The organism is Dyella jiangningensis (assembly GCF_003264855.1).
Classification (GTDB): Bacteria; Pseudomonadota; Gammaproteobacteria; order Xanthomonadales; family Rhodanobacteraceae; genus Dyella; species Dyella jiangningensis_C.
Genome location: NZ_NFZS01000001.1, coordinates 1,942,002 through 1,961,176, shown reverse-complemented (window position 1 = coordinate 1,961,176; position 19,175 = coordinate 1,942,002). Strand labels below are relative to the sequence as shown.

Genomic DNA, 19,175 nt, shown 5'->3' with positions numbered 1-19,175 from the left:
AGAAAAAGGCACCCAACTTCCGTTGGATGCCTTTTGAATTGGTGGGCCGTCTAGGATTCGAACCTAGGACCAATTGATTAAGAGTCAACTGCTCTACCAGCTGAGCTAACGGCCCGTAAAACTAAATTGTAAACGCTTGAAACTGGGGTGGACGATGGGATTCGAACCCACGACAACCGGAATCACAATCCGGTACTCTAACCAACTGAGCTACGCCCACCATAAACTTGAATTGGCGCGCCCGACAGGAATCGAACCTGCAACCGTCGGCTTAGAAGGCCGATGCTCTATCCGGTTGAGCTACAGGCGCTTGTGCACATTGTGCATAGCATCTGCTGGTCGGGGCAGAGGGATTCGAACCCCCGACATCCAGCTCCCAAAGCTGGCGCTCTACCAGGCTGAGCTATACCCCGATTTCGAACCCTCAACCGCTTCCGCGGGCTGAAGCTTTGAAATGCTACGGGTGACGCCTAGCCTAGTCAATCCGTATCAAAGCACACCGAACTTCAACTCTTCGTCCGGTCCGCTTGGCGATTCACTGCCTTGCGGTGCAATCCGTGGTGTTTCCACCTCGTCTTGCCTTGTATGGCGCGCCCGGAGAGATTCGAACTCCCGACCACCAAGTTCGTAGCCTGGTACTCTATCCAACTGAGCTACGGGCGCGTTTTTTAAACTTTGCCTTGTCGCTTAACCATTTTAGTGGAAAGCGCCGAAGCGAGAAGCGGAATTATTCAGATTCGAGGTGGGTGCGTCAATACTTTTTTTCATATTTTTTTCATCGCCGTTGAAGAATCTTCATGTCCGGCGGTGAAAACGCTTCACCCGAGCCGCCTAGTTTAACGACCATCTTCATATTCGGCTATACCTTCGCTGGAAATATTTCTGCGATGTGTCTGGGCGATATGGTGTGGCGCGTGTGTCGACCAAACGATGAGGCATGCCATGAGGCTTCGGTCGCGCACTGGGTGCGCTCCTACAAAATGCGCGGACTAAGCGCACGGCGAGAAATGGAAGGCAAAAAAAGCGGCCATGAGGCCGCTTTTTTGTCGTGCTGTGCTTTGCTCAGCGATCGGCGAAGCGGCTCTGCGTGGCAGGGTCGCCCACCTTGGCGCCCGTATCGCCGCGCGGCGGCGGAGGCGGTGGCGTGGAGCTGCTCGTGCTGTTCTTCGACCAGTCCGCCGGCGGTCCCGGAATACGGCCGGCCATGATGTCGTCGATCTGGTGCGCGTCGATGGTCTCGTACTGCAGCAGCGCGTCAGCCATCACGTGGAGCTTCTCGATGTTCTCGGTGAGCAGCTCCTTGGTGCGCGAGTAGGCGCGATCCAGGATGGAGCGCACTTCCTCGTCGATCTTGCGCGCGGTCTCGTCGGAAACATTCTTGTGCTGCGTGACGGCGCGGCCCAGGAACACTTCGTCCTCTTCCTCGCCGTAGGTCACCGGACCGAGGTTGTCGGACAGCCCCCACTTGGTCGCCATGTTGCGTGCCATCTTGGTGGCGCGCTCGATGTCGTTGGAGGCACCCGTGGTCACCTTGTCTTCGCCGAAGATCAGCGCCTCGGCAACACGACCGCCGTACAGCGAGCACAGCTGCGACTGGATCGCCACGCGGTTCATGCTGTATTTGTCGCCTTCCGGCAGGTACATGGTCACGCCCAGCGCGCGACCGCGCGGGATGATGGTGACCTTATAGACCGGATCATGCTCGGGCACGAGGCGGCCGACGATGGCGTGGCCGGCTTCGTGGTAAGCGGTCAGCTTCTTCTCGTCTTCGCTCATGGCCATCGAGCGACGCTCGGTGCCCATCAGGATCTTGTCGCGCGCCTTGTCCATATGGGTCATGCGCACTTCGCGCGCGTTCTCGCGCGCAGCGAACAATGCAGCCTCGTTGACCAGGTTGGCGAGGTCCGCACCCGAGAAGCCAGGCGTGCCGCGCGCGATGGTCATCGGATCGACATCGGAAGCCGTGGGCACGCGGCGCAGGTGCACCTTGAGGATCTGCTCGCGGCCCTTCACGTCCGGCAGGCCGACCACGACCTGGCGGTCGAAACGGCCCGGACGCAGCAGCGCCGGGTCGAGCACGTCCGGACGGTTGGTCGCGGCGATGACGATCACGCCCGAATTGGCTTCGAAGCCGTCCATCTCGACGAGCAGCTGGTTCAGCGTCTGCTCGCGCTCGTCGTTGCCGCCGCCCAGGCCGGCGCCGCGATGACGGCCGACGGCGTCGATTTCGTCGATGAACACGATGCACGGCGCGTGCTTCTTGGCCTGCTCGAACATGTCGCGCACGCGGCCGGCGCCCACGCCGACGAACATTTCGACGAAGTCCGAGCCGGAGATCGAGAAGAACGGCACCTTGGCCTCGCCCGCGATGGCCTTGGCCAGCAGGGTCTTGCCGGTGCCCGGCGGGCCCACCATCAGCACGCCACGCGGGATCTTGCCGCCCAGCTTCTGGAACTTGCCCGGGTCGCGCAGGAACTCGACCAGCTCGCCCACTTCTTCCTTCGCTTCGTCGCAGCCCGCGACGTCGCTGAAATTGACCTTGATCTGGTCCTCGCCCTGCAGCTTGGCGCGCGAGCGGCCAAAGCTCATGGCGCCGCGGCCACCCGCGCCGGCCTGCATCTGCCGCATGAACCAGATGAACACGCCCACGATCAGGATGATCGGCAGCCAGTTGAGCAGCAGGCCGAGCAGCGAGAAACCGTTGTTGGACGGCTCCTGGCGGACCTCGACGCCCTTGTCCTGCATCTGCTTGACCACCGAGTTGGTGGACCAGCCCAGGACCGGCGCGACAGTACGGAATGAGCTGCCGTCCTTCAGCTTGCCGCTGAGCGTGGCCGGCTGGTCAGCGCTGATGGTGGCCGAGGCCACGTTGCCGTTGTCCACGCTCTGCACAAAGCTGCTGTAGGGCAGATCCGAAGCGGACGCGCCATGCGGATTGAAGCTCTGGAACACCGTCAGCAGTACCACTGCGATGATCAGCCAGAGCAGCAGGTTTTTCGCCATTTCATTCATGCACGGTTCTCGCCCGATTGCCCGCCATGGATCTTGCGACCCGTGGCCAATGCATACACTTCCCGCGAACGCGCGCGGGAAGCCTTAGGTTTACGCATCGTTACGCGGGTGAAGTCTGCGCGCAAGCTGCGTATGTATTCGTCAAAGCCTGTCCCCTGGAACAACTTGATCAGGAAGGACCCGCCCGGCTTGAGCCACTGGCGGCTGAAATCCAGCGCCAGCTCGGCCAGGTCCATCGCCCGGATCTGGTCGGCCAGGGCCACACCACTCATATTGGGGGCCATGTCGGACAGCACAAGATCGACCTGCTGGCCCTGCAGGCGGCTTTCCAGTTCGCGCAGGACCGATTCCTCGCGGAAATCGCCCTGCAGGAAATCCACCCCGCCGATGCCCTGCATGGGCAGGATGTCCATGGCAATCACCGTACCGTTGTCGCCCATGCGCTGCCGCACGAGCTGCGACCAACCGCCCGGGGCGGCGCCCAGGTCGACCACTCGCATGCCTGGCTTGAGCAGCCGATCCTTGTCGATCAGCTCTTCCAGCTTGTAGACCGCACGCGAGCGAGCCCCCTCAGCCTGGGCCTTCTTCACATAAACGTCATCGAAATGTTCCCGCAGCCAGCGGGAACTGCTTTTGCTGCGAGACATGGGTCGGCGGCGGCCACAGATACGGGGAGATGACCCCATGATAACCTTAGCGGTCCTATCGCAGCGAATCCGAGACTGAACGCATGGCACTTTCCCCCTCGCAACGCCGCTATCTGCGCAGCCTCGCCCATGACCTGCACCCCGTCATCCTGCTCGGCGCCAAGGGTGCGACCGACGCCGTGGTGAAGGAGCTGGACCTTGCCCTGTCCCACCATGAGCTCGTGAAGGTGAAGCTGTCCGGTGGCGACAAGGAAGAACGCCAGCAGCAGATCGACTTCCTCGCCGAAGGCACCCGGTCAGAGAGCGTGCAGCAGATCGGCCATATCGTGGTGCTTTTCCGCCGCAATGAAGACGAGCCCAAGCTCGCCCTGCCCCGCTGATGGATCTTTCGCTCGACCGCCCCGGCAATTACCTGTTCGTCCGCCGCGTGGGTCCACGCAGCATTACCGTGGTCGATCGCGAGCTCACTTCGAGCTTCCTGCTGTCGCCCGAACGTGCCGTGGAAGATTGGCCGGTGAAGGCATCGAACGAGCTGGATGCCAGCCATATCGATGCGTTCCTCGCATTGGATCCCGAAGTCGTCCTGCTGGGTACGGGCGAACGCCAGGTGTTTCCCGCGCCTGCCTTCATGGCCGGCCTGCTGCGCAAGGGCGTGGGCATCGAAGTGATGGACAACGCCGCCGCGGCGCGCACCTATGACCTGCTGGCCGGCGAGCATCGCCGCGTCGTGGTCGCTTTCATTTTGCCGGGCTGATCGCGCCCCTCTGTAGGAGCGCACCCTGTGCGCGATAGGCCTACGAAGACAACCTGCTGCCACGCTGCGGTCGCGCACTGGGTGCGCTCCTACAACAGCCGAACCTCAGCGCGACGGCAGATAACCCAGCGGATCGACCGGATTGCCATCCTTGCGGATCTGGAACTGCAATTCGTCGCGCGACGCGCCGGTGGAACCCATCTCCGCGATCTGCTGCCCCGCGGTCACGCGCTGGCCTTCCTTCACCAGTCGCTTGCTGTTGTGGCCATACGCGGACAAGTAGCTGTCGTTGTGCTTGACGATGATCAGCTCGCCGTAGCCCACCAGGCCATTGCCGCTGTAGACCACCACGCCATCGGCGGCAGCGCGCACGGGATCGCCCGACTTGCCGGCGATCTCGATGCCGGGAATGGCATCGCCGGACTGGAAACGCTTGATCAATGAACCATCGGCCGGCCACCGCCACGTCACGCCGCCGTTGGCACGCGTGGCGCCCGGCGCAATGGCCGACGGAGGCGTTGGCGGAGGGGTATTGCTGGTCGTGGCTGCTGGAGCGCCCGCCACCGGCACCACGGGCGTGGTGGACGCTGCCGGGGCAAGCGACGCTGCCGGAGCAGGCGTCTGCGCTGCCGTTGTTCCGGAAGGCGCAGGTTGCGTGCCTGCTGGCGTCTGGGCCGCTGGAGCCGGGTGTACGCCCGTCGGAGCGGGAGTCGCAGGCTTGGCAGCCACAACGGCTGCGGGAGCAGCGTGCGCCGGGGACGCCGGCGTGGCGCCATTGGGCGCGGCCAGCTTCAGCTCCTGCCCGGGCCAGATGGTGTACGGCGCCGCGATGTTGTTCCAGCTCGCCAGGTCGCGAACATCGACCTTGTTGCGGAACGCTATCGAATAGAGCGTATCGCCCTTGCTGACCTTATAGACGCCACCCGGTGCCGGCCGAATCGCCGGCGTCACCGTGGTCGCGGCGCGAGACGGCGTTCCCGCCGAGGGCTCGACCACGACCGAGCGCTGCGTTCCGCAGGCGGCCAGCATCACGATGGCAGAGGTCAGGGTGACCGACCGGAGATATCCATTCATGGGAATGAGCATAGCGAGGCGGCACGGTATTTTCATGCGTACGGCGACCTGCGATGCGTCAGCGCCACGGCCATCGTTCAGCGCGACCAGATCCACCAGGCCAGCAAGGCCGCCAATATCACGAGCGCCGCCCATCCGATCCGCTCGATGTGCTTGTGCAGAATGCGCTCGGCGCGCTCGCCGAAAATGCGGATCAGCAGCGCGAGCAACCACACGCGCTTGCCGCGGCCCACGGCCATGCAGACCAGGAACGGAATCACCGGCACACCCACGATGCCCGCCGCCCACGTCACGAACTTCATCGGCACGACGGGCTGCAGCGCGGCAAGCGCCAACACCACCAGCAGGCCGAGCCAATGCTCGTTCATCTGCATGCGCAGGTTGTCGACGCCCTTCTCGATCGGCGCCAGCAGATGCAGCGAATCGAGCAAGGGCGAGAGTGCATGGAACGCCCAATGGCCGAGCGCGTAACCGACCAACGAACCCAGCAGCGAGAACAGCAGGCTGATGTTCGCGTAGAAGAAGGCCTTGTGACGCTTGCCGAGCATCATCGGCGCGAGCATCACTTCCGGCATGATCGGGAAGATGAAAGCCTCGACGAAGCTCAATCCGCAGAGGTAGTACACGGCCCTTGGGTGGCGCGCCCACGTCAGTGCGCGCGCATACAGCGGTCCAAACAGACGCATGCTCAGGAGTTTCCTTGTGGGTAGGGCCTGTTTGATGGCTCCGCGTGGCTCGCACCGGAATCTGTTTGCGCGCAGGCCAAGGAAGAATGAGGACGTGTATGTCGATACACAACCGAGTGATGGCGCTGGCATGCGGGCAAACAGACCCGGCCCGGGCTACACGGAGCCATCAGGAAGGCCCTTGAGCGCATCAACCGATGCCGCCGAGCAAGGGCACGAAACTGACCGCGCCCAGTTCCTCTTGAATGAAATCGCCCTGCCCGTCGCCGCGCATGCGGATCAGCATCTGGTTGCTCGGCGAACCGACCGGTGCCACCAGCACGCCCGTCGGGCCGAGCTGATCGAGGATGGCGTGCGGGATCGCATCGCCCGCCGCGGTCAGGATGATGGCGTCGAACGGCGCTTCATCGGCCCAGCCGAGCTTGCCGTCATCGTGACGCGAGCGGATGTTGCTCAGGCCCAGCTGGCGGAAGCGACGGCGTGCCTGGCGCAACAGCTCTTCGATGCGCTCGACCGTGTAGATCTGTGGCACCACTTGCGCGAGCACCACGGCCTGGTAGCCGGAGCCGGTGCCGATCTCCAGCACTTTCTGCGGCACGCCGAATTCCAGCAGCGCCTCGGTCATGCGCGCCACCACCCACGGCTGGGAGATGGTCTGGCCATGGCCGATCGGCAGCGCGGTGTTTTCGTAGGCGCGCGAGTGCAACGCCTGGTCGATGAAATGGTGGCGCGGCGTATTGCGGATCACGTCGATCACGCGCTGGTCGCGGATGCCCTCTTCCTTGAGCTTGGTCGCGAGGCGATCGCGCGCGCGCTGCGAGGTCATGCCCTCGCCTTTCAATGCGGATGGCGGCAATGGATGCACGTTCATGCCCTCACGCCGCCTCTTCGGCGTTTTTGCCGCCGACGCCTTCGTTCAACGCACCGACCCAGCTGCTGACCTTTTCCAGCGCCTGGAAGCGCGTGAGGTCCACATGGATGGGCGTCACCGACACATAACCGCGACGCACCGCGTTGAAGTCGGTGCCCGGGCCGGCGTCGTCCACGTCGCCCGCGGGGCCAATCCACCAGATGGTCTTGCCACGGGGATCGGTCTGCTTGATGCACGGCGCGGAACGATGGCGCTTGCCCAGGCGGGTGACTTCGAAACCGTGGATTTCATCCCACGGGCGATCGGGCACGTTGACGTTGAGGATCGTGTCGGCCGGCAGCGGGTCGACCAGCAGTCGCTGCATCAACCGCAGTACCGCGTTCGCCGCCGATTCGTAGTGGACGCCGTTATGGTCCTTGCTCACCAGCGACACGGCGATGGCAGGCAGGCCGAGAAAGCGCCCTTCCATCGCCGCGGACACGGTGCCGGAATAGATCACGTCGTCGCCGAGGTTGGCGGAATTGTTGATGCCGGACACCACGATGTCGGGCTCGTAGTCGAGCATGCCCGCCAGCGCCAGGTGTACGCAATCGGTCGGCGTGCCGGCGACGCGGTAATAGCCGTTGTCCATCCGCAGCGCGCGGATGGGAGCGTCCAGCGTGAGGGAATTGCTGGCGCCGGAGCGGTCTCGATCCGGTGCCACCACCGTGACTTGGCCGACCGCGCCGAGGCGCTCGGCGAGCACGCGGATGCCAGGTGCATCCACGCCGTCGTCGTTTGAAACCAGAACTCGCATGATGATCCGTTCAAAGCCAATCGCAGCGCCTTCGTTCTCGACGAAATGCGCCAGGTGAAGCCTGAAGTCTACCGGACCGGGACGATGGTTTCACATCGGCCGGCCAGGAGCGCGGAGTCCGTCTCAGGCTGGCTCATGGCTGACGCGACGCCGACATCCTCGCGCTGCATTACGATGCAGGCATGAAACATCGCCCTCCTGCCCAGGTCTCCGACGATGACGCTCGCCTGTTTCGCGAGGCGATCGGCGAGGTGAAGGCTTTCGATCCGGTGGCGCCCCCGCCCGCCGCGCCCAAGCCGGCTCCGGAGCCGCGCATGTTCGAAGCGGACGAGGCCGCCGTACCGGGCGAACTGCTGGACATGGCCTTCGATCCCTCGCTGCTCGAAGTGGGCGAAGAACTGAGCTACCTGCGGGACGGCTATCCGCCCAAACTGCTGCGCCAGCTCAAGCGGGGCCAGTTCAGCGTGCAGGACGATATCGACCTGCACCAGATGAACGCTGCCGCGGCGCAGGCCTGCATCAACGATTTCCTGGCTGACGCCAAGCGAAGGGGCATCCGCTGCGTGCGTATCGTTCACGGCAAGGGATTGCGCTCGCGCGCGGCCGGCCCGGTGTTGAAGGTGCTGACGGACCGGATGTTGAGGCGACGTGATGATGTGGTGGCGTTTGCTTCGGCCAGGCCGATGCAGGGGGGAACGGGGGCGGTGGTGGTGCTTTTGAAGGGGTGAAGTATTGCTCGTCCCTGTCACTATTCTATTCGTTGTGACGCCCCGGGGCGCGCGCTAGCTTTGCGGCGCCATCCCCGCGCAATCGCCGTCTCTTAAATTGTAGGAGCGCACCCTGTGCGCGACAGCCTTTCGCGCTGACCTACATGTTTCTCGCTCTAGCTGAGAGCGGCTACGCCCTTCAGTTGCCGCGCTGCCGCGAGCCTGCCGCTTGCGACCGAAGGGAATCCCCGTGGGACGCAGCGGGCGTTTCGATCTCCTGCCGGCGACGCGAAGCTAGTCCCTGTGGGGCGACGCGAAGCTAGCCCTGTGGGAAGCTCGAGTCACTTTTCTTTTGCCGGCCCACGCACGCACTCTCTGCATGCGAACGGCGAAGCCGGCCCGCACGCGTGGAGGCGCCATGGATGGCGCCGGCTTTGAGGGGCGAGGAAGGGCGGAGGGCGCCAGCCCGAAGTCAAAGTCCCACGGGATTAGCTTCGCGTCAAAAGTAACCCAAAGAAAACGGCCTTCAGAGCCAGGGCTCATAGCGATATGTGGGATAGAAGCGTCGGACGACCGAGGTTAGTCGGGATGCGCTCGTTACTACCTCACACGGTGCCGCTACACCGCAACGCGCCGATGCAAAAAGGACTTGATGCAAAAAGGACTTAAGGATTGCCGCTGCATAAGCGGCCCGTTGGGGGCAGCGCCACAATCGAAGACTGACGCCACTGGATGCCTCGCGCGCACGCCCCTTCAGGCGTTCTGCGCGCTCCGCACTCCGTCCGGCCTGCGCCGGGACCACGAACATGGAGACCGACGCGAAAGGATGTCGCGCACAGGGTGCGCTCCTACAGGAGGCGGCGCGGAGACGACTGCGTCTACCGACGCACTCTATCGGAGGAAGGGCGACTGTCGCCTACGTCCTCGCCAACTCCCTCACCACCGTCGTCGCATAAGCACCTGCGGGCAACTCGAAGCTCAACTCCAGCGCATTACCTTCCAGCCAGCGCCAGTTGAGGTTACGCGGAATCATGCGCAGCGCGCGACGCTCCTGATCCATCTTGGCGGCGACCAAGCCATCGGAAAGATCGGCGTTTGCCGCCGCAATTGCGTTCTCCAACGCAGCCGCGTCCGCCTGGGCGGGCGTCTCGCCGCGGCCCCACAGCGGACCCGAGGGATGGATATCGCCTTTCGCCAATCGCTCGGAAAGCACGGCGTCGAACGGTTCCGGACCGAACCACGAGCGCGAGCCATCCAGCGCCCAGATTTCGCCTTCCATCGGCGAATCCCAGCTGCCCTGCTCCACGCGTGCGGCAAGCACGCCGTTGAAGATATGCGAGCGCGCCGCAGAGAGAAGGAAATGCCGCTTGTCGCGATCGACGCGGCGTCCCGCGAACATGGCCCGGGCCTGCGCGACGTTGCCGCCTTCGCGCCCGAAACGCTGTTCACCGAAATAATTGGGCACCCCGCGTTGCGCGATCTGGCCAAGCACCTGCTCGGCCACGCCGCGATCGCCCTGTGCGTCGCGCAGCACCAGTACGAAACGATTGCCACGCAGTGCGCCGCGCTTCAGCTTGCGCTTGTGGCGCGTGGCTGCCAGCACCTTCACCTCCGCGTGCGGGAACGTGGACCAATCGGGGTCGGGCTTGCCCGCCAGCTGCACCGAGAAGGTCTGGCGCGTGACGGCATGGCGATCCTTGAGGCCGGCGTAACCGACATTGAGCGGCGGCACCCCGGCGAAACGCGCAAGCTCCTTCGCGACCCAATCCGTATTGGAGCCGCGCTTCTCCACCCACAGCAGTGCGTGCTCGCCTTCGCCGTCGGCGTCATAGCCGAGGATTTCCTCCACCTGGAAATCCTCGGGATGGGCGCGCAACACGGCAGTCAGCGAGGGATTGCCGTAGGCATAGGGCAGTTCGAGATCGGACATGGGACTCCGCCGGCCATGCCGGCATCAGGAAATAAGGTGCGCGAACGGCGCATTACATCAGGAACAGCGTGGCGAGGCCGAGAAAAATGAAGAAACCGCCCGAGTCGGTCATGGCAGTGATCATCACGCTGGAGCCCAGCGCGGGATCGCGTCCCAGCTTCGTCATCAGCAAGGGAATACCCACGCCACAGAACGCCGCCAGCACCAGGTTCAACGTCATGGCGGCAGTCATCACCACGCCGAGTGGCAGGTTGTCATAGAGCATCCACGCCACCGTACCGATCACACTGCCCCAGACCAGGCCGTTGACCAGCGCGACGACGCTTTCCTTGCCCCACAGCCGCCGGGCGCTTGCGGGAGAAATCTGGTCCAGCGCCAGCGCGCGCACGATCATGGTGATGGTCTGGTTGCCGGAATTGCCGCCGATGCCGGCGACGATGGGCATCAAGGCGGCCAGTGCAACCAAGTGCTGGATAGAACCTTCGAACAGGCCGATGACGCGCGAGGCAATGAAGGCGGTGACCAGATTGATCGCCAGCCACGCCCAGCGGTTGCGCACGGATTTCCAGGCCGAGGCGAAGATGTCCTCTTCTTCGCGCAGGCCGCCGCGACTCAGCGCTTCGCTTTCGCTTTCCTCGCGCAGCACGTCCACCATCGCATCGATGGTGATGCGTCCGATCAGGTGCCCACTGCCATCGACTACCGGAGCGGTCACCAGGTCGTAGCGCTCAAAAGCCTGCGCGGCCTCGTAGGCGTCGTCGGTGGGATGAAAGGTGTTGACGTCCGGCGCCATCACCTCGCTCACCGTTTTTTCCGGCGAATTGACCAGTAGCCAATGCAGCGGCAGTACGCCGGTGAGCAGGTTGTCCTGATTGATCACGAACAACTTGTCGGTCTGCGCCGGCAGCTCGTCGAAGCGGCGCAGGTAACGCAGCACGGTCTCCAGCGTGATGTCTTCGCGGATGGTGACCATCTCGAAATCCATCAACGCGCCGACCTGGTCGTCCGGATAGGACAACGCCGCCTGCACGCGCTCGCGCTGCTGCGCGTCGAGGCTGGCCATCAGCTCGGGCAGCACCTCGGTGGGAAGGTCTTCGACGAGGTCGGCCAATTCGTCCGCATCGAGCGGTTCGACCGCGGCGAGGATCTCGTGATCGTCCATGTCCGCGATGAGCGATTCGCGCACCGCGTCGGATACTTCCAGCAGGATTTCGCCGTCGCGATCGGCCTTCACCCGTTGCCAGATGGCCAGGCGGTCTTCCAGCGGGAGCGCCTCAAGCACGTATGCGATGTCGGCGGGATGCAGCGCATCGAGCAGGCGCTGCAGTTCGAGCTGGCTTTCACGGAAACCCTGGTCGGTGCCGGGCTGGGGCAGATGGCCCGGCCTGCGCAGCTTGCGCAGCAACTCGCTGATGAGGTCGAGCTGCTCGTGCAGGCGCGAAGCCGAGCCGCGGGCGCCGGCCTCGCTCATGCCATGACCAGCAACACGCAGGCCTGGGCGGCGATGCCTTCGCCACGACCGGTGAAACCCAGCTTCTCCGTGGTGGTCGCCTTGATGCTCACGCGGCTGATGTCGGTGCCCAGCTCTTCGGCCACGGCTTCGCGCATCGCCAGGGAATGCGGCCCCACCTTGGGCGCTTCGCAAATCACCGTGACGTCGGCGTTGCCCAGCGCATAGCCGTGCTCACGCATGAGCTTCGCGGCGTGGCGCAGGAACACCCTGCTGTCCGCATTGCGCCATTGCTCCTGGCTCGGCGGGAAATGGCGACCGATATCGCCCAGTGCCAACGCACCGAAGATCGCATCGCACAGGGCGTGGATCACCACGTCGCCATCGGAATGCGCTACCACGCCACGGCTGTGCGGGACGCGCACGCCGCCGAGCATCACATGGTCGCCCTCGCCAAAGACGTGGACATCGAAGCCCTGGCCGATCCGCATCATCGTGTGTCGCTCCTTACTTCGTCCGCGGCAACAGGAATTCGGCCAGCGCGAAATCCGCGGCCGTCGTCACCTTGATGTTGTCCTCGGCGCCCTCCACCAGCAAAGGCGAAAACCCCACCCGCTCCATCGCCATTGCCTCGTCACTCACCGTCACGCCGGCCGCCGATGCTGCCCGCAGTGCCTGCGAAAGATCACCCCGGCGGAACATCTGCGGCGTGAAGGCGCGCCAGCGATGGTCGCGCGGCTCGGTTTCGTGGCTGCGCCCGTCGGCGCCGGCGCGCTTGAGCGTATCGCGCAGCGGCGCGCCCAGCAGCCCGCCGCCGGCTAGCACGCCACGTTCGATCAACCGGGTGATATCAGCTTCCCGCACGCAGGGGCGCGCGGCGTCGTGCACCAGTACGAATGCGTCTTCGCCCACGCCGGAGGGAAGCGCATTAAGGCCCGCCAGCACGGAATCGCAACGCTCGGCCCCCCCGATGGCGGTCAGCACCGGCTTGCTGCCAAGCAGGCCAACGGATGGCCAGAGCTCGTCACCCGCGCCCAGCACCACCATCAGGCCGGCGATGAGGGGGTGCGCGGCCAGCCGGTCCAGCGTATGCAGGATCAGCGGACGCCCTGCGAGCGGCAGGTATTGCTTGGGAAGATCGCCACCGACCCGGGTGCCGCGACCCGCTGCCGGCACCACGCACCACAGGGGCGCCATGTCAATGCGCGCCGGTGGAAGCGGCCGGCGCGGGCACCTGGTTGGCGCCCGGCTTTTCGACCACCTGGTAGAACGTTTCGCCCGGCTTGATCAGGCCCAGCTCGGCGCGTGCGCGCGCTTCGACGGCCTGCTCGCCATGCTTGAGGTCGTCCACGTCAGCGCCCAGCGCCTGGTTGCGCTGTTGCAGCTTGTCGTTGTCCTCGCCCTGCTTTTTCACCGCCGCGCGCAAGGTTTCCACCTCGCGCACGCCGCCGTTGCCGTGCCACAGCTTCATCTGCAGCGCGATCAGCAGAACGATAAGAACCAGGGCGACCCAACGCAGCATCGGCGATCGTCGCTCCCTGTCAGCCCGGCAGGTGAGCGAGGTTCGGGAAGGCGTTGCGACCGGCGTAGGTCGCCGCCGAGCCCAGCGCCTCTTCGATGCGCAGCAGCTGGTTGTACTTGGCGACGCGGTCGGTGCGGCACAGCGAACCGGTCTTGATCTGAGTCGCGGTGTTCAGGCCACGGCGATGTCGGCGATGGTGGTGTCTTCCGTTTCGCCCGAGCGATGCGAGACGATCGCGGCGTACTTGGCGGCATCGGCCATGGCGATGGCTTCCAGCGTCTCGGACAGCGTGCCGATCTGGTTCACCTTGATGAGGATGGCGTTGGCGATCTTCTTGTCGATGCCTTCCTGGAAGATCGTCGGGTTGGTGACGAACAGGTCGTCGCCCACCAGCTGCACGCTCTGGCCGAGCTTGTCGGTCAGGTGCTTCCAGCCGGTCCAGTCGCCCTCGCCCATGCCGTCCTCGATGGTGACGATCGGGTACTGCTTGGCCCAGCTGGCCAGCACGTCGACCCACTGCTCCGGCGTGAACACCTTCCCCTCGCCTTCCAGGTCGTACTTGCCGTCCTTGAAGAATTCCGAGCTGGCCACGTCGAGGCCGAGCAGGATGTCGCTGCCCACCTTGTAGCCAGCCTTGTTGACCGCCTCGAGGATGGTGTCCAGCGCTTCGACATTGGAGCGCAGGTTCGGCGCGAAACCGCCTTCGTCACCCACGGCGGTGTTCAGGCCCTTGCCCTTCAGCACGCTCTTGAGCGCGTGGAAGATCTCGGCACCGGCACGCAGTGCTTCGGCGAAGCTCGATGCGCCCACCGGCAGCACCATGAATTCCTGCACGTCGACGTTGTTGTCGGCGTGCGCACCGCCGTTGATGATGTTCATCATCGGCACCGGCAGCGCGCCCGGCTTGCCGGTCGTGCCATTGATGCTGGCGAGGTACTGCCACAGCGGCTGGCGGTTCTGCGCGGCGACGGCGTGCGCGGCAGCCATGGACACGCCGAGGATGGCGTTGGCGCCCAGCTTGCCCTTGTTCGGCGTGCCGTCGAGGTTGATCAGCTTGGCGTCCAGGCCGCCCTGGTTAGCGGCATCAAAGCCCTTCAGCTCGCTGGCGATGGAGTTGTTGACGTTGAGCACCGCGTTCTTCACGCCTTTGCCCAGGTAACGCGATTTGTCGCCATCGCGCAACTCAACCGCTTCACGCGAACCCGTCGACGCACCGCTCGGCACCGCGGCGCGGCCAAAGCCGCCGCCAGCAAGGGTCACTTCCGCTTCAAGCGTGGGATTGCCGCGGGAATCGAGGATTTCACGTGCGTGGATGCGGGTGATTTCTGTGCTCATGGGTCCGTAGCTTGATGAGGTGAATGAAGCGAGGGGGAAACATCCTGCCTGATTTGAGGGGAGTTCGCTTCATTCGCGCCTCCCCGCGGCGAATCAGAGCGTGTGTTCCAGGAAGGTGTGGCGCTTGGTCACCTGGTCGAGTTCGAGCAGGGTTTCCAATAGCGCTTCCATCTTGCCGAGCGGCCAGGCGTTGGGGCCGTCGCTCAGGGCTTTTTCCGGGTTGGGATGCGTTTCCGCGAACAGGCCCGAGACGCCCACGGCCACCGCTGCACGCGCCAGCACCGGCACGAATTCGCGCTGGCCGCCCGAACTGGTGCCCTGCCCGCCCGGCAGCTGCACCGAGTGGGTGGCGTCGAACACCACCGGGCAGCCGGTATCGCGCATCACGCTCAGCGAGCGCATGTCCGACACCAGGTTGTTGTAGCCGAAGCTCGCGCCGCGCTCGCAGACCAGGATGTCGTCATTGCCGACGGCCTTGGCCTTCTCGACCACGTTCTTCATGTCCCACGGCGCGAGGAACTGGCCCTTCTTGATGTTCACCGGCTTGCCGGCGCGCGCCACGTTCTGGATGAAATCGGTCTGGCGGCACAGGAAGGCCGGCGTCTGCAGCACGTCGACCACGGCGGCCACTTCGTCCATCGGCGTGTACTCGTGCACGTCGGTGAGCACAGGCACGCCGAGCTGGCGCTTCACTTCGGCCAGGATCTTCAGGCCCGCTTCCATGCCCGGACCGCGAAAGCTGTTGCCGGAAGAGCGGTTGGCCTTGTCGAAGCTGGACTTGAAGATGAAGTGGATGCCGAGCTTGGCGGTGATTTCCTTGAGCTTGCCGGCGGTATCCATCTGCAGCTGTTCGGATTCGACCACACAGGGGCCGGCGATCAGGAACAGAGGCTGGTCGAGGCCGATTTCAAATCCGCACAACTTCATGCAACGGACTCCTTGGCGAGACGCTCACCCTCGCGCACCGCCTTGAACTCGCGGGCGGACTGCACGAAGCCGATGAACAGCGGGTGGCCGTCGCGCGGGGTGGAGGTGAATTCCGGATGCGCCTGGCAGCCGAGGAACCACGGGTGCTTCTGCTGCGGCAGCTCGACGATCTCCACTAGCAGGTCGTCCATTGACTTGCCGGAGATCACCAGCCCCAGATCCTCGAAGGACTGGCGATAGCGGTTGTTGAACTCGTAGCGATGGCGATGGCGCTCGCGCACCACGTCCTGACCGTAAAGCTGGCGGGCCAGCGTGCCGGCCTTGAGGCGGCACTCCTGCGCACCCAGGCGCATGGTGCCGCCCAGGTCCGAGCGCTCGTTGCGCTGTTCGATCTCGCCGGTGGCCGTGGTCCACTCGGTGATGAGGCCGATCACCGGGTTCGGCGTGTTGCGGTCGTTCTCGCTGGAATCGGCATCGGTGAGACCGGCGACATTGCGCGCGAAATCGACCACCGCGGCATGCATGCCGTAGCAGATGCCGAAATACGGCACGCCCTTCTCGCGGGCGTACTTGGCGGCCAGCACCTTGCCTTCGAAGCCGCGCTTGCCGAAACCGCCCGGCACCAGGATGGCGTCGGCGCTGCCAAGCACCTTGGCGGCGCCTTCGGCCTCGACCTGCTCCGAATCAACCCAGTTGAGATTGACGCGGGTCTGCTGCTTGATGCCGCCATGGCGCAGCGCCTCGCCCAGGGACTTGTAGGCGTCCTTGTGCTCGACGTACTTGCCGACGATGGCCACGGTGACCTCGTCCTTCGGGTTTTCCACGGCATCGACCGTGCGCTGCCACGAGGACAGGTCGGCCGGGCCGGCCTGCAGGTTCAGGCGCTTGACCACGATCTCGTCGAGGCCCTGCTTGTGCAGCCACAACGGTTGCTTGTAGATGATGTCCACGTCGGCCGCGCTGATCACGGCGTTCTCGGGGACGTTGGTGAACAGCGCGATCTTGCGGCGCTCGCCGTCGGGCAGCGGCTGCTCGCAGCGGCACAGCAGCACGTCCGGCTGGATACCGATGGAGCGCAGCTCCTTTACCGAGTGCTGGGTCGGCTTGGTCTTGATCTCGCCGGCCGCCTTGATGTACGGCACCAGGGTCAGGTGCATGAACAGGCACTTTTCCGGGCCGTGCTCGATGCGCATCTGGCGGGCGGCCTCGAGGAACGGCAGCGACTCGATGTCGCCCACGGTGCCGCCGATCTCGACCAGCGCCACGTCGAAGCCGCGGGTGGCCTCGTGGATGCAGTGCTTGATCTCGTCGGTGATGTGCGGGATGACCTGCACGGTGTTGCCGAGATAGTCGCCGCGGCGCTCCTTGCGGATCACCGATTCGTAGATCTGGCCCGTGGTGATGGAATTCTTGCCCGTGAGACGGGTATGGACGAAGCGCTCGTAGTGGCCCAGGTCCAGGTCGGTCTCGGCGCCGTCGTCGGTCACGTAGACCTCGCCGTGCTGGAAGGGACTCATGGTGCCCGGATCCACGTTGATGTACGGATCGAGCTTCATCATGGTGACCGAGAGGCCACGCGCTTCCAGGATGGAAGCCAGCGACGCCGCGGCGATGCCCTTGCCAAGCGAGGACACCACACCGCCGGTGACGAAAATCAGGGGGGTCATGGGATGCAGCCGTGCTGGAAATCGGCATTTTAGAGGAAGAACGGTCTCGCGGCGAGACCTTGAAAACGGCACCGAGCGGCCTCCCTTCAGGCAAACGCTTTGGGGCCACGTCGTCTGGGCTTTAGGAGGGCCACCCGCGCCATTGCCCTTCGCCCTTCGCCCTTCGCCCTTCGCCCTTCGCCCTTCGCCCTTCGCCCTTCGCCCTCGCCCTCGCCCTCGGTCAAGGCGAGAGCGGCGCTTTCAGGTGCGAACGTATGGACCGGAATCGACCTGCCGTGTCGAGTGCGGGAAAGTCGACGTAGATGTCGGAGGTACCCACCGCCATGCCAGGCGGCGTGTCGTGCGCAATAGGCACGAGTTCCGCGCCCTGAAACCGGTTAAGGCTCAGGCGCGCCAGATCCACAATGACGGTCGCCCGATGATCATCCAGCGAGGACTGCATCCCGAACTCGTCATAAAGTACCGGATTGGCCGCCGAATCCATCCATGATGACGGCCTTATGAGAATACGGCTGATGGGCTGATCCGTTCGCCCTTTAAAAAGACTGGCCAGATTATTGATTTCCATAAGATTTGGCTGAACAAACGAGCGAGACACGCGCCCCGCCGCGGTCACCGATAGGCACAGCAAGACGGCGGCAAGCAGAGCCACCCTCGCGTTCAATGGACGGTTTTCATCGCCCATTCCAAGCCGGCCAGCCAAAGGAACGAAAGCCAAGAGCACCGCAATTGTGAAGAGCGCGCACGCAAGCACGCCGATGGAGCGATAAGAGGCCCAGTTCTCTGCTGTTGCGAGATTAGGCAGATAGGAAACGAGGACGACACCCAGCGAGACAATCAGTACATAGCCCCCCTGCCGCATGCCATGTTTTCTCGCATAGCCGACGTAGCCAAGAACCATCACTGCAGCCACCGCCCACACGCCCCACTTGCTCACCGGCACCCAGAAGAACGACAAAGCATTGGGAAGCGGCTCCTCGAAGAACCATTTCGCTTTACCAGAGAAGTCGCTTACCAGCCCGTAACGCGCGCTGCCGTTGGGGTGGTAATGCTGGCCGATCTTGAGCGCGACAAACCCCACCACCATGGCAAAAGCGAAAACCACTCCCGTAACGACGAGACGGGCAAATCCGTACTCCCGCATCGGCTGCCGGGACGTCACAACTGAAATCAGCACGCCAACGGCGAAGATCATAGCCATTGGCTGATAGATCAATACCGCCATCGTCAGCAACAAAGCTGACTTGCAGGCCACGCTCATGCGCAACGAACCCGCAGGGCTATAGGCCAGACTCAGCAAATAAGCTGCAACCAACGCCAGCAATCCGGCATAAGGCGTGGTGAAGTGCTGCGCCCAGGCTGCATAGACCTGAAAAGACGGCAGTAACACCGTGCCGGCGGCCAGCGCGAAAGAAGCAACTAAAGACAGGCCGTGTCGCCTGACAAAAACAAACAAGCCACTTGCGAGCAAGGCGAACCCTAGCAGGGTTATGGCCCTCAGTCGCGCCAGGCCTTCGATGCTCCCTGCAGCGCGGAACCCCCAGTCGAGCAGGTAGGCATTTAGCGGTCGACCAGCCCCCAGCAGCAAGGTGACGGTATCGTTGTTGCGACGTATCGCGTTGTACAGAAAGTTGTAGTCATCCAGAACACCGAAGCTGTTGACCAGCACAGCAGAGTAGACCAGGAAAACCAGCACCGTCAGGAGGGACATGCCAAGCAGGTCTTCCTGTGCAAGCAGCCCGGTTCGTTCGCCTTCGACTCGAGTCATCACCACTCCATCTCCATGTCCTCAACGTA

17 protein-coding genes, 5 tRNA genes and 1 pseudogene are annotated in these 19,175 nt (G+C 64.0%); 3 read left to right on the top strand and 20 right to left on the bottom strand.

Features of this window, described 5'->3' with window-relative positions:
- Nucleotides 1-39 precede the first annotated feature (39 nt).
- The 7 genes from CA260_RS08820 to rlmE form a co-directional block, all read right to left on the bottom strand.
- Nucleotides 40-115 (bottom strand) — tRNA-Lys (locus CA260_RS08820).
- A gap of 28 nt (nucleotides 116-143) precedes the next feature.
- Nucleotides 144-220: transfer RNA gene (locus tag CA260_RS08815), tRNA-His, on the bottom strand.
- Nucleotides 221-233: 13 nt separating this feature from the next.
- A tRNA-Arg gene (locus CA260_RS08810) sits at nucleotides 234-310 on the bottom strand.
- A 26-nt stretch (nucleotides 311-336) separates the two neighbouring features.
- Nucleotides 337-413, bottom strand: a tRNA-Pro gene (locus CA260_RS08805).
- A gap of 173 nt (nucleotides 414-586) precedes the next feature.
- Nucleotides 587-663 (bottom strand) — tRNA-Arg (locus CA260_RS08800).
- Between the two features lie 399 nt (nucleotides 664-1,062).
- Nucleotides 1,063-3,012, bottom strand: a complete 1,950-nt coding sequence (gene ftsH, locus CA260_RS08795) for an ATP-dependent zinc metalloprotease FtsH (protein WP_172461758.1) — start codon at nucleotides 3,010-3,012, stop codon at nucleotides 1,063-1,065.
- Entirely contained in the window at nucleotides 3,009-3,659 is a 651-nt protein-coding gene (rlmE, locus tag CA260_RS08790) for a 23S rRNA (uridine(2552)-2'-O)-methyltransferase RlmE (protein ID WP_111982341.1), read from the bottom strand. Before rlmE ends, ftsH begins: the two co-directional genes overlap by 4 nt.
- A gap of 83 nt (nucleotides 3,660-3,742) precedes the next feature.
- Between rlmE and yhbY the strand changes: the two genes are divergently transcribed.
- Both yhbY and CA260_RS08780 read left to right on the top strand, forming a co-directional pair.
- Nucleotides 3,743-4,039 carry a ribosome assembly RNA-binding protein YhbY gene (gene yhbY, locus CA260_RS08785; protein ID WP_111982340.1) on the top strand — a complete coding sequence of 99 codons (297 nt, stop codon included), beginning with the start codon at nucleotides 3,743-3,745 and terminating at the stop codon, nucleotides 4,037-4,039.
- Complete coding sequence (locus CA260_RS08780) at nucleotides 4,039-4,413, top strand: Mth938-like domain-containing protein (protein WP_111982339.1); 375 nt, start codon at nucleotides 4,039-4,041, stop codon at nucleotides 4,411-4,413. Before yhbY ends, CA260_RS08780 begins: the two co-directional genes overlap by 1 nt.
- A gap of 105 nt (nucleotides 4,414-4,518) precedes the next feature.
- Here the strand turns inward: CA260_RS08780 and CA260_RS08775 are convergent, their stop codons facing one another.
- From CA260_RS08775 to surE, 4 genes are all read right to left on the bottom strand, one after another.
- Entirely contained in the window at nucleotides 4,519-5,499 is a 981-nt protein-coding gene (locus CA260_RS08775; protein ID WP_111983078.1) for a peptidoglycan DD-metalloendopeptidase family protein, read from the bottom strand.
- Between the two features lie 65 nt (nucleotides 5,500-5,564).
- Complete coding sequence (locus tag CA260_RS08770; RefSeq protein WP_111982338.1) at nucleotides 5,565-6,173, bottom strand: YqaA family protein; 609 nt, start codon at nucleotides 6,171-6,173, stop codon at nucleotides 5,565-5,567.
- Nucleotides 6,174-6,363: 190 nt separating this feature from the next.
- Complete coding sequence (locus CA260_RS08765; RefSeq protein WP_111982337.1) at nucleotides 6,364-7,044, bottom strand: protein-L-isoaspartate(D-aspartate) O-methyltransferase; 681 nt, start codon at nucleotides 7,042-7,044, stop codon at nucleotides 6,364-6,366.
- A 4-nt stretch (nucleotides 7,045-7,048) separates the two neighbouring features.
- The gene (surE, locus tag CA260_RS08760; RefSeq protein ID WP_111982336.1) at nucleotides 7,049-7,840 is read right to left on the bottom strand and encodes a 5'/3'-nucleotidase SurE; all 792 of its coding nucleotides are present in this window, start codon (nucleotides 7,838-7,840) and stop codon (nucleotides 7,049-7,051) included.
- A 182-nt stretch (nucleotides 7,841-8,022) separates the two neighbouring features.
- Between surE and CA260_RS08755 the strand changes: the two genes are divergently transcribed.
- Nucleotides 8,023-8,568, top strand: coding sequence for a Smr/MutS family protein (locus tag CA260_RS08755; protein ID WP_111982335.1), 546 nt, complete (start codon nucleotides 8,023-8,025; stop codon nucleotides 8,566-8,568).
- An 895-nt stretch (nucleotides 8,569-9,463) separates the two neighbouring features.
- Here CA260_RS08755 and truD read toward each other — a convergent pair.
- The 9 genes and pseudogenes from truD to CA260_RS20880 all read right to left on the bottom strand — a co-directional run bounded on the left by truD (nucleotide 9,464) and on the right by CA260_RS20880 (nucleotide 19,146).
- Nucleotides 9,464-10,477 carry a tRNA pseudouridine(13) synthase TruD gene (truD, locus tag CA260_RS08750; RefSeq protein WP_111982334.1) on the bottom strand — a complete coding sequence of 338 codons (1,014 nt, stop codon included), beginning with the start codon at nucleotides 10,475-10,477 and terminating at the stop codon, nucleotides 9,464-9,466.
- Between the two features lie 52 nt (nucleotides 10,478-10,529).
- Nucleotides 10,530-11,948 (bottom strand): magnesium transporter, encoded by a 1,419-nt coding sequence (gene mgtE / locus CA260_RS08745; RefSeq protein ID WP_111982333.1) that lies wholly within the window; start codon nucleotides 11,946-11,948, stop codon nucleotides 10,530-10,532.
- Entirely contained in the window at nucleotides 11,945-12,418 is a 474-nt protein-coding gene (gene ispF, locus CA260_RS08740) for a 2-C-methyl-D-erythritol 2,4-cyclodiphosphate synthase (protein ID WP_111983077.1), read from the bottom strand. The genes mgtE and ispF overlap by 4 nt, the downstream gene beginning before the upstream one ends.
- Nucleotides 12,419-12,434: 16 nt before the next feature.
- Nucleotides 12,435-13,124 carry a 2-C-methyl-D-erythritol 4-phosphate cytidylyltransferase gene (gene ispD, locus CA260_RS08735; RefSeq protein WP_111982332.1) on the bottom strand — a complete coding sequence of 230 codons (690 nt, stop codon included), beginning with the start codon at nucleotides 13,122-13,124 and terminating at the stop codon, nucleotides 12,435-12,437.
- 1 nt (nucleotide 13,125) lies between these two features.
- Complete coding sequence (gene ftsB / locus CA260_RS08730; protein ID WP_111982331.1) at nucleotides 13,126-13,449, bottom strand: cell division protein FtsB; 324 nt, start codon at nucleotides 13,447-13,449, stop codon at nucleotides 13,126-13,128.
- A 19-nt stretch (nucleotides 13,450-13,468) separates the two neighbouring features.
- A pseudogene (eno, locus tag CA260_RS08725) lies at nucleotides 13,469-14,784 on the bottom strand (phosphopyruvate hydratase).
- Between the two features lie 93 nt (nucleotides 14,785-14,877).
- Nucleotides 14,878-15,711: a 3-deoxy-8-phosphooctulonate synthase gene (kdsA, locus tag CA260_RS08720; RefSeq protein ID WP_111982330.1), complete on the bottom strand. Its 834-nt coding sequence runs from the start codon at nucleotides 15,709-15,711 to the stop codon at nucleotides 14,878-14,880.
- On the bottom strand, nucleotides 15,708-17,378 hold the full coding sequence (locus CA260_RS08715) for a CTP synthase (protein ID WP_111982329.1): 1,671 nt from the start codon (nucleotides 17,376-17,378) through the stop codon (nucleotides 15,708-15,710). Before CA260_RS08715 ends, kdsA begins: the two co-directional genes overlap by 4 nt.
- Before the next feature lie 220 nt (nucleotides 17,379-17,598).
- Nucleotides 17,599-19,146: a glucosyltransferase domain-containing protein gene (locus CA260_RS20880; RefSeq protein WP_146745300.1), complete on the bottom strand. Its 1,548-nt coding sequence runs from the start codon at nucleotides 19,144-19,146 to the stop codon at nucleotides 17,599-17,601.
- Nucleotides 19,147-19,175: the final 29 nt, after the last annotated feature.

What these genes read in the sequence shown, in the direction of transcription:
- ftsH (WP_172461758.1), bottom strand. Translation starts at nt 3,012, where the DNA reads ATGAATGAAATGGCGAAAAACCTGCTGCTCTGGCTGATCATCGCAGTG.
- rlmE (WP_111982341.1), bottom strand. Translation starts at nt 3,659, where the DNA reads ATGTCTCGCAGCAAAAGCAGTTCCCGCTGGCTGCGGGAACATTTCGAT.
- yhbY (WP_111982340.1), top strand. Translation starts at nt 3,743, where the DNA reads ATGGCACTTTCCCCCTCGCAACGCCGCTATCTGCGCAGCCTCGCCCAT.
- CA260_RS08780 (WP_111982339.1), top strand. Translation starts at nt 4,039, where the DNA reads ATGGATCTTTCGCTCGACCGCCCCGGCAATTACCTGTTCGTCCGCCGC.
- CA260_RS08775 (WP_111983078.1), bottom strand. Translation starts at nt 5,499, where the DNA reads ATGCTCATTCCCATGAATGGATATCTCCGGTCGGTCACCCTGACCTCT.
- CA260_RS08770 (WP_111982338.1), bottom strand. Translation starts at nt 6,173, where the DNA reads ATGCGTCTGTTTGGACCGCTGTATGCGCGCGCACTGACGTGGGCGCGC.
- CA260_RS08765 (WP_111982337.1), bottom strand. Translation starts at nt 7,044, where the DNA reads ATGAACGTGCATCCATTGCCGCCATCCGCATTGAAAGGCGAGGGCATG.
- surE (WP_111982336.1), bottom strand. Translation starts at nt 7,840, where the DNA reads ATGCGAGTTCTGGTTTCAAACGACGACGGCGTGGATGCACCTGGCATC.
- CA260_RS08755 (WP_111982335.1), top strand. Translation starts at nt 8,023, where the DNA reads ATGAAACATCGCCCTCCTGCCCAGGTCTCCGACGATGACGCTCGCCTG.
- truD (WP_111982334.1), bottom strand. Translation starts at nt 10,477, where the DNA reads ATGTCCGATCTCGAACTGCCCTATGCCTACGGCAATCCCTCGCTGACT.
- mgtE (WP_111982333.1), bottom strand. Translation starts at nt 11,948, where the DNA reads ATGAGCGAGGCCGGCGCCCGCGGCTCGGCTTCGCGCCTGCACGAGCAG.
- ispF (WP_111983077.1), bottom strand. Translation starts at nt 12,418, where the DNA reads ATGCGGATCGGCCAGGGCTTCGATGTCCACGTCTTTGGCGAGGGCGAC.
- ispD (WP_111982332.1), bottom strand. Translation starts at nt 13,124, where the DNA reads ATGGCGCCCCTGTGGTGCGTGGTGCCGGCAGCGGGTCGCGGCACCCGG.
- ftsB (WP_111982331.1), bottom strand. Translation starts at nt 13,449, where the DNA reads ATGCTGCGTTGGGTCGCCCTGGTTCTTATCGTTCTGCTGATCGCGCTG.
- kdsA (WP_111982330.1), bottom strand. Translation starts at nt 15,711, where the DNA reads ATGAAGTTGTGCGGATTTGAAATCGGCCTCGACCAGCCTCTGTTCCTG.
- CA260_RS08715 (WP_111982329.1), bottom strand. Translation starts at nt 17,378, where the DNA reads ATGACCCCCCTGATTTTCGTCACCGGCGGTGTGGTGTCCTCGCTTGGC.
- CA260_RS20880 (WP_146745300.1), bottom strand. Translation starts at nt 19,146, where the DNA reads ATGACTCGAGTCGAAGGCGAACGAACCGGGCTGCTTGCACAGGAAGAC.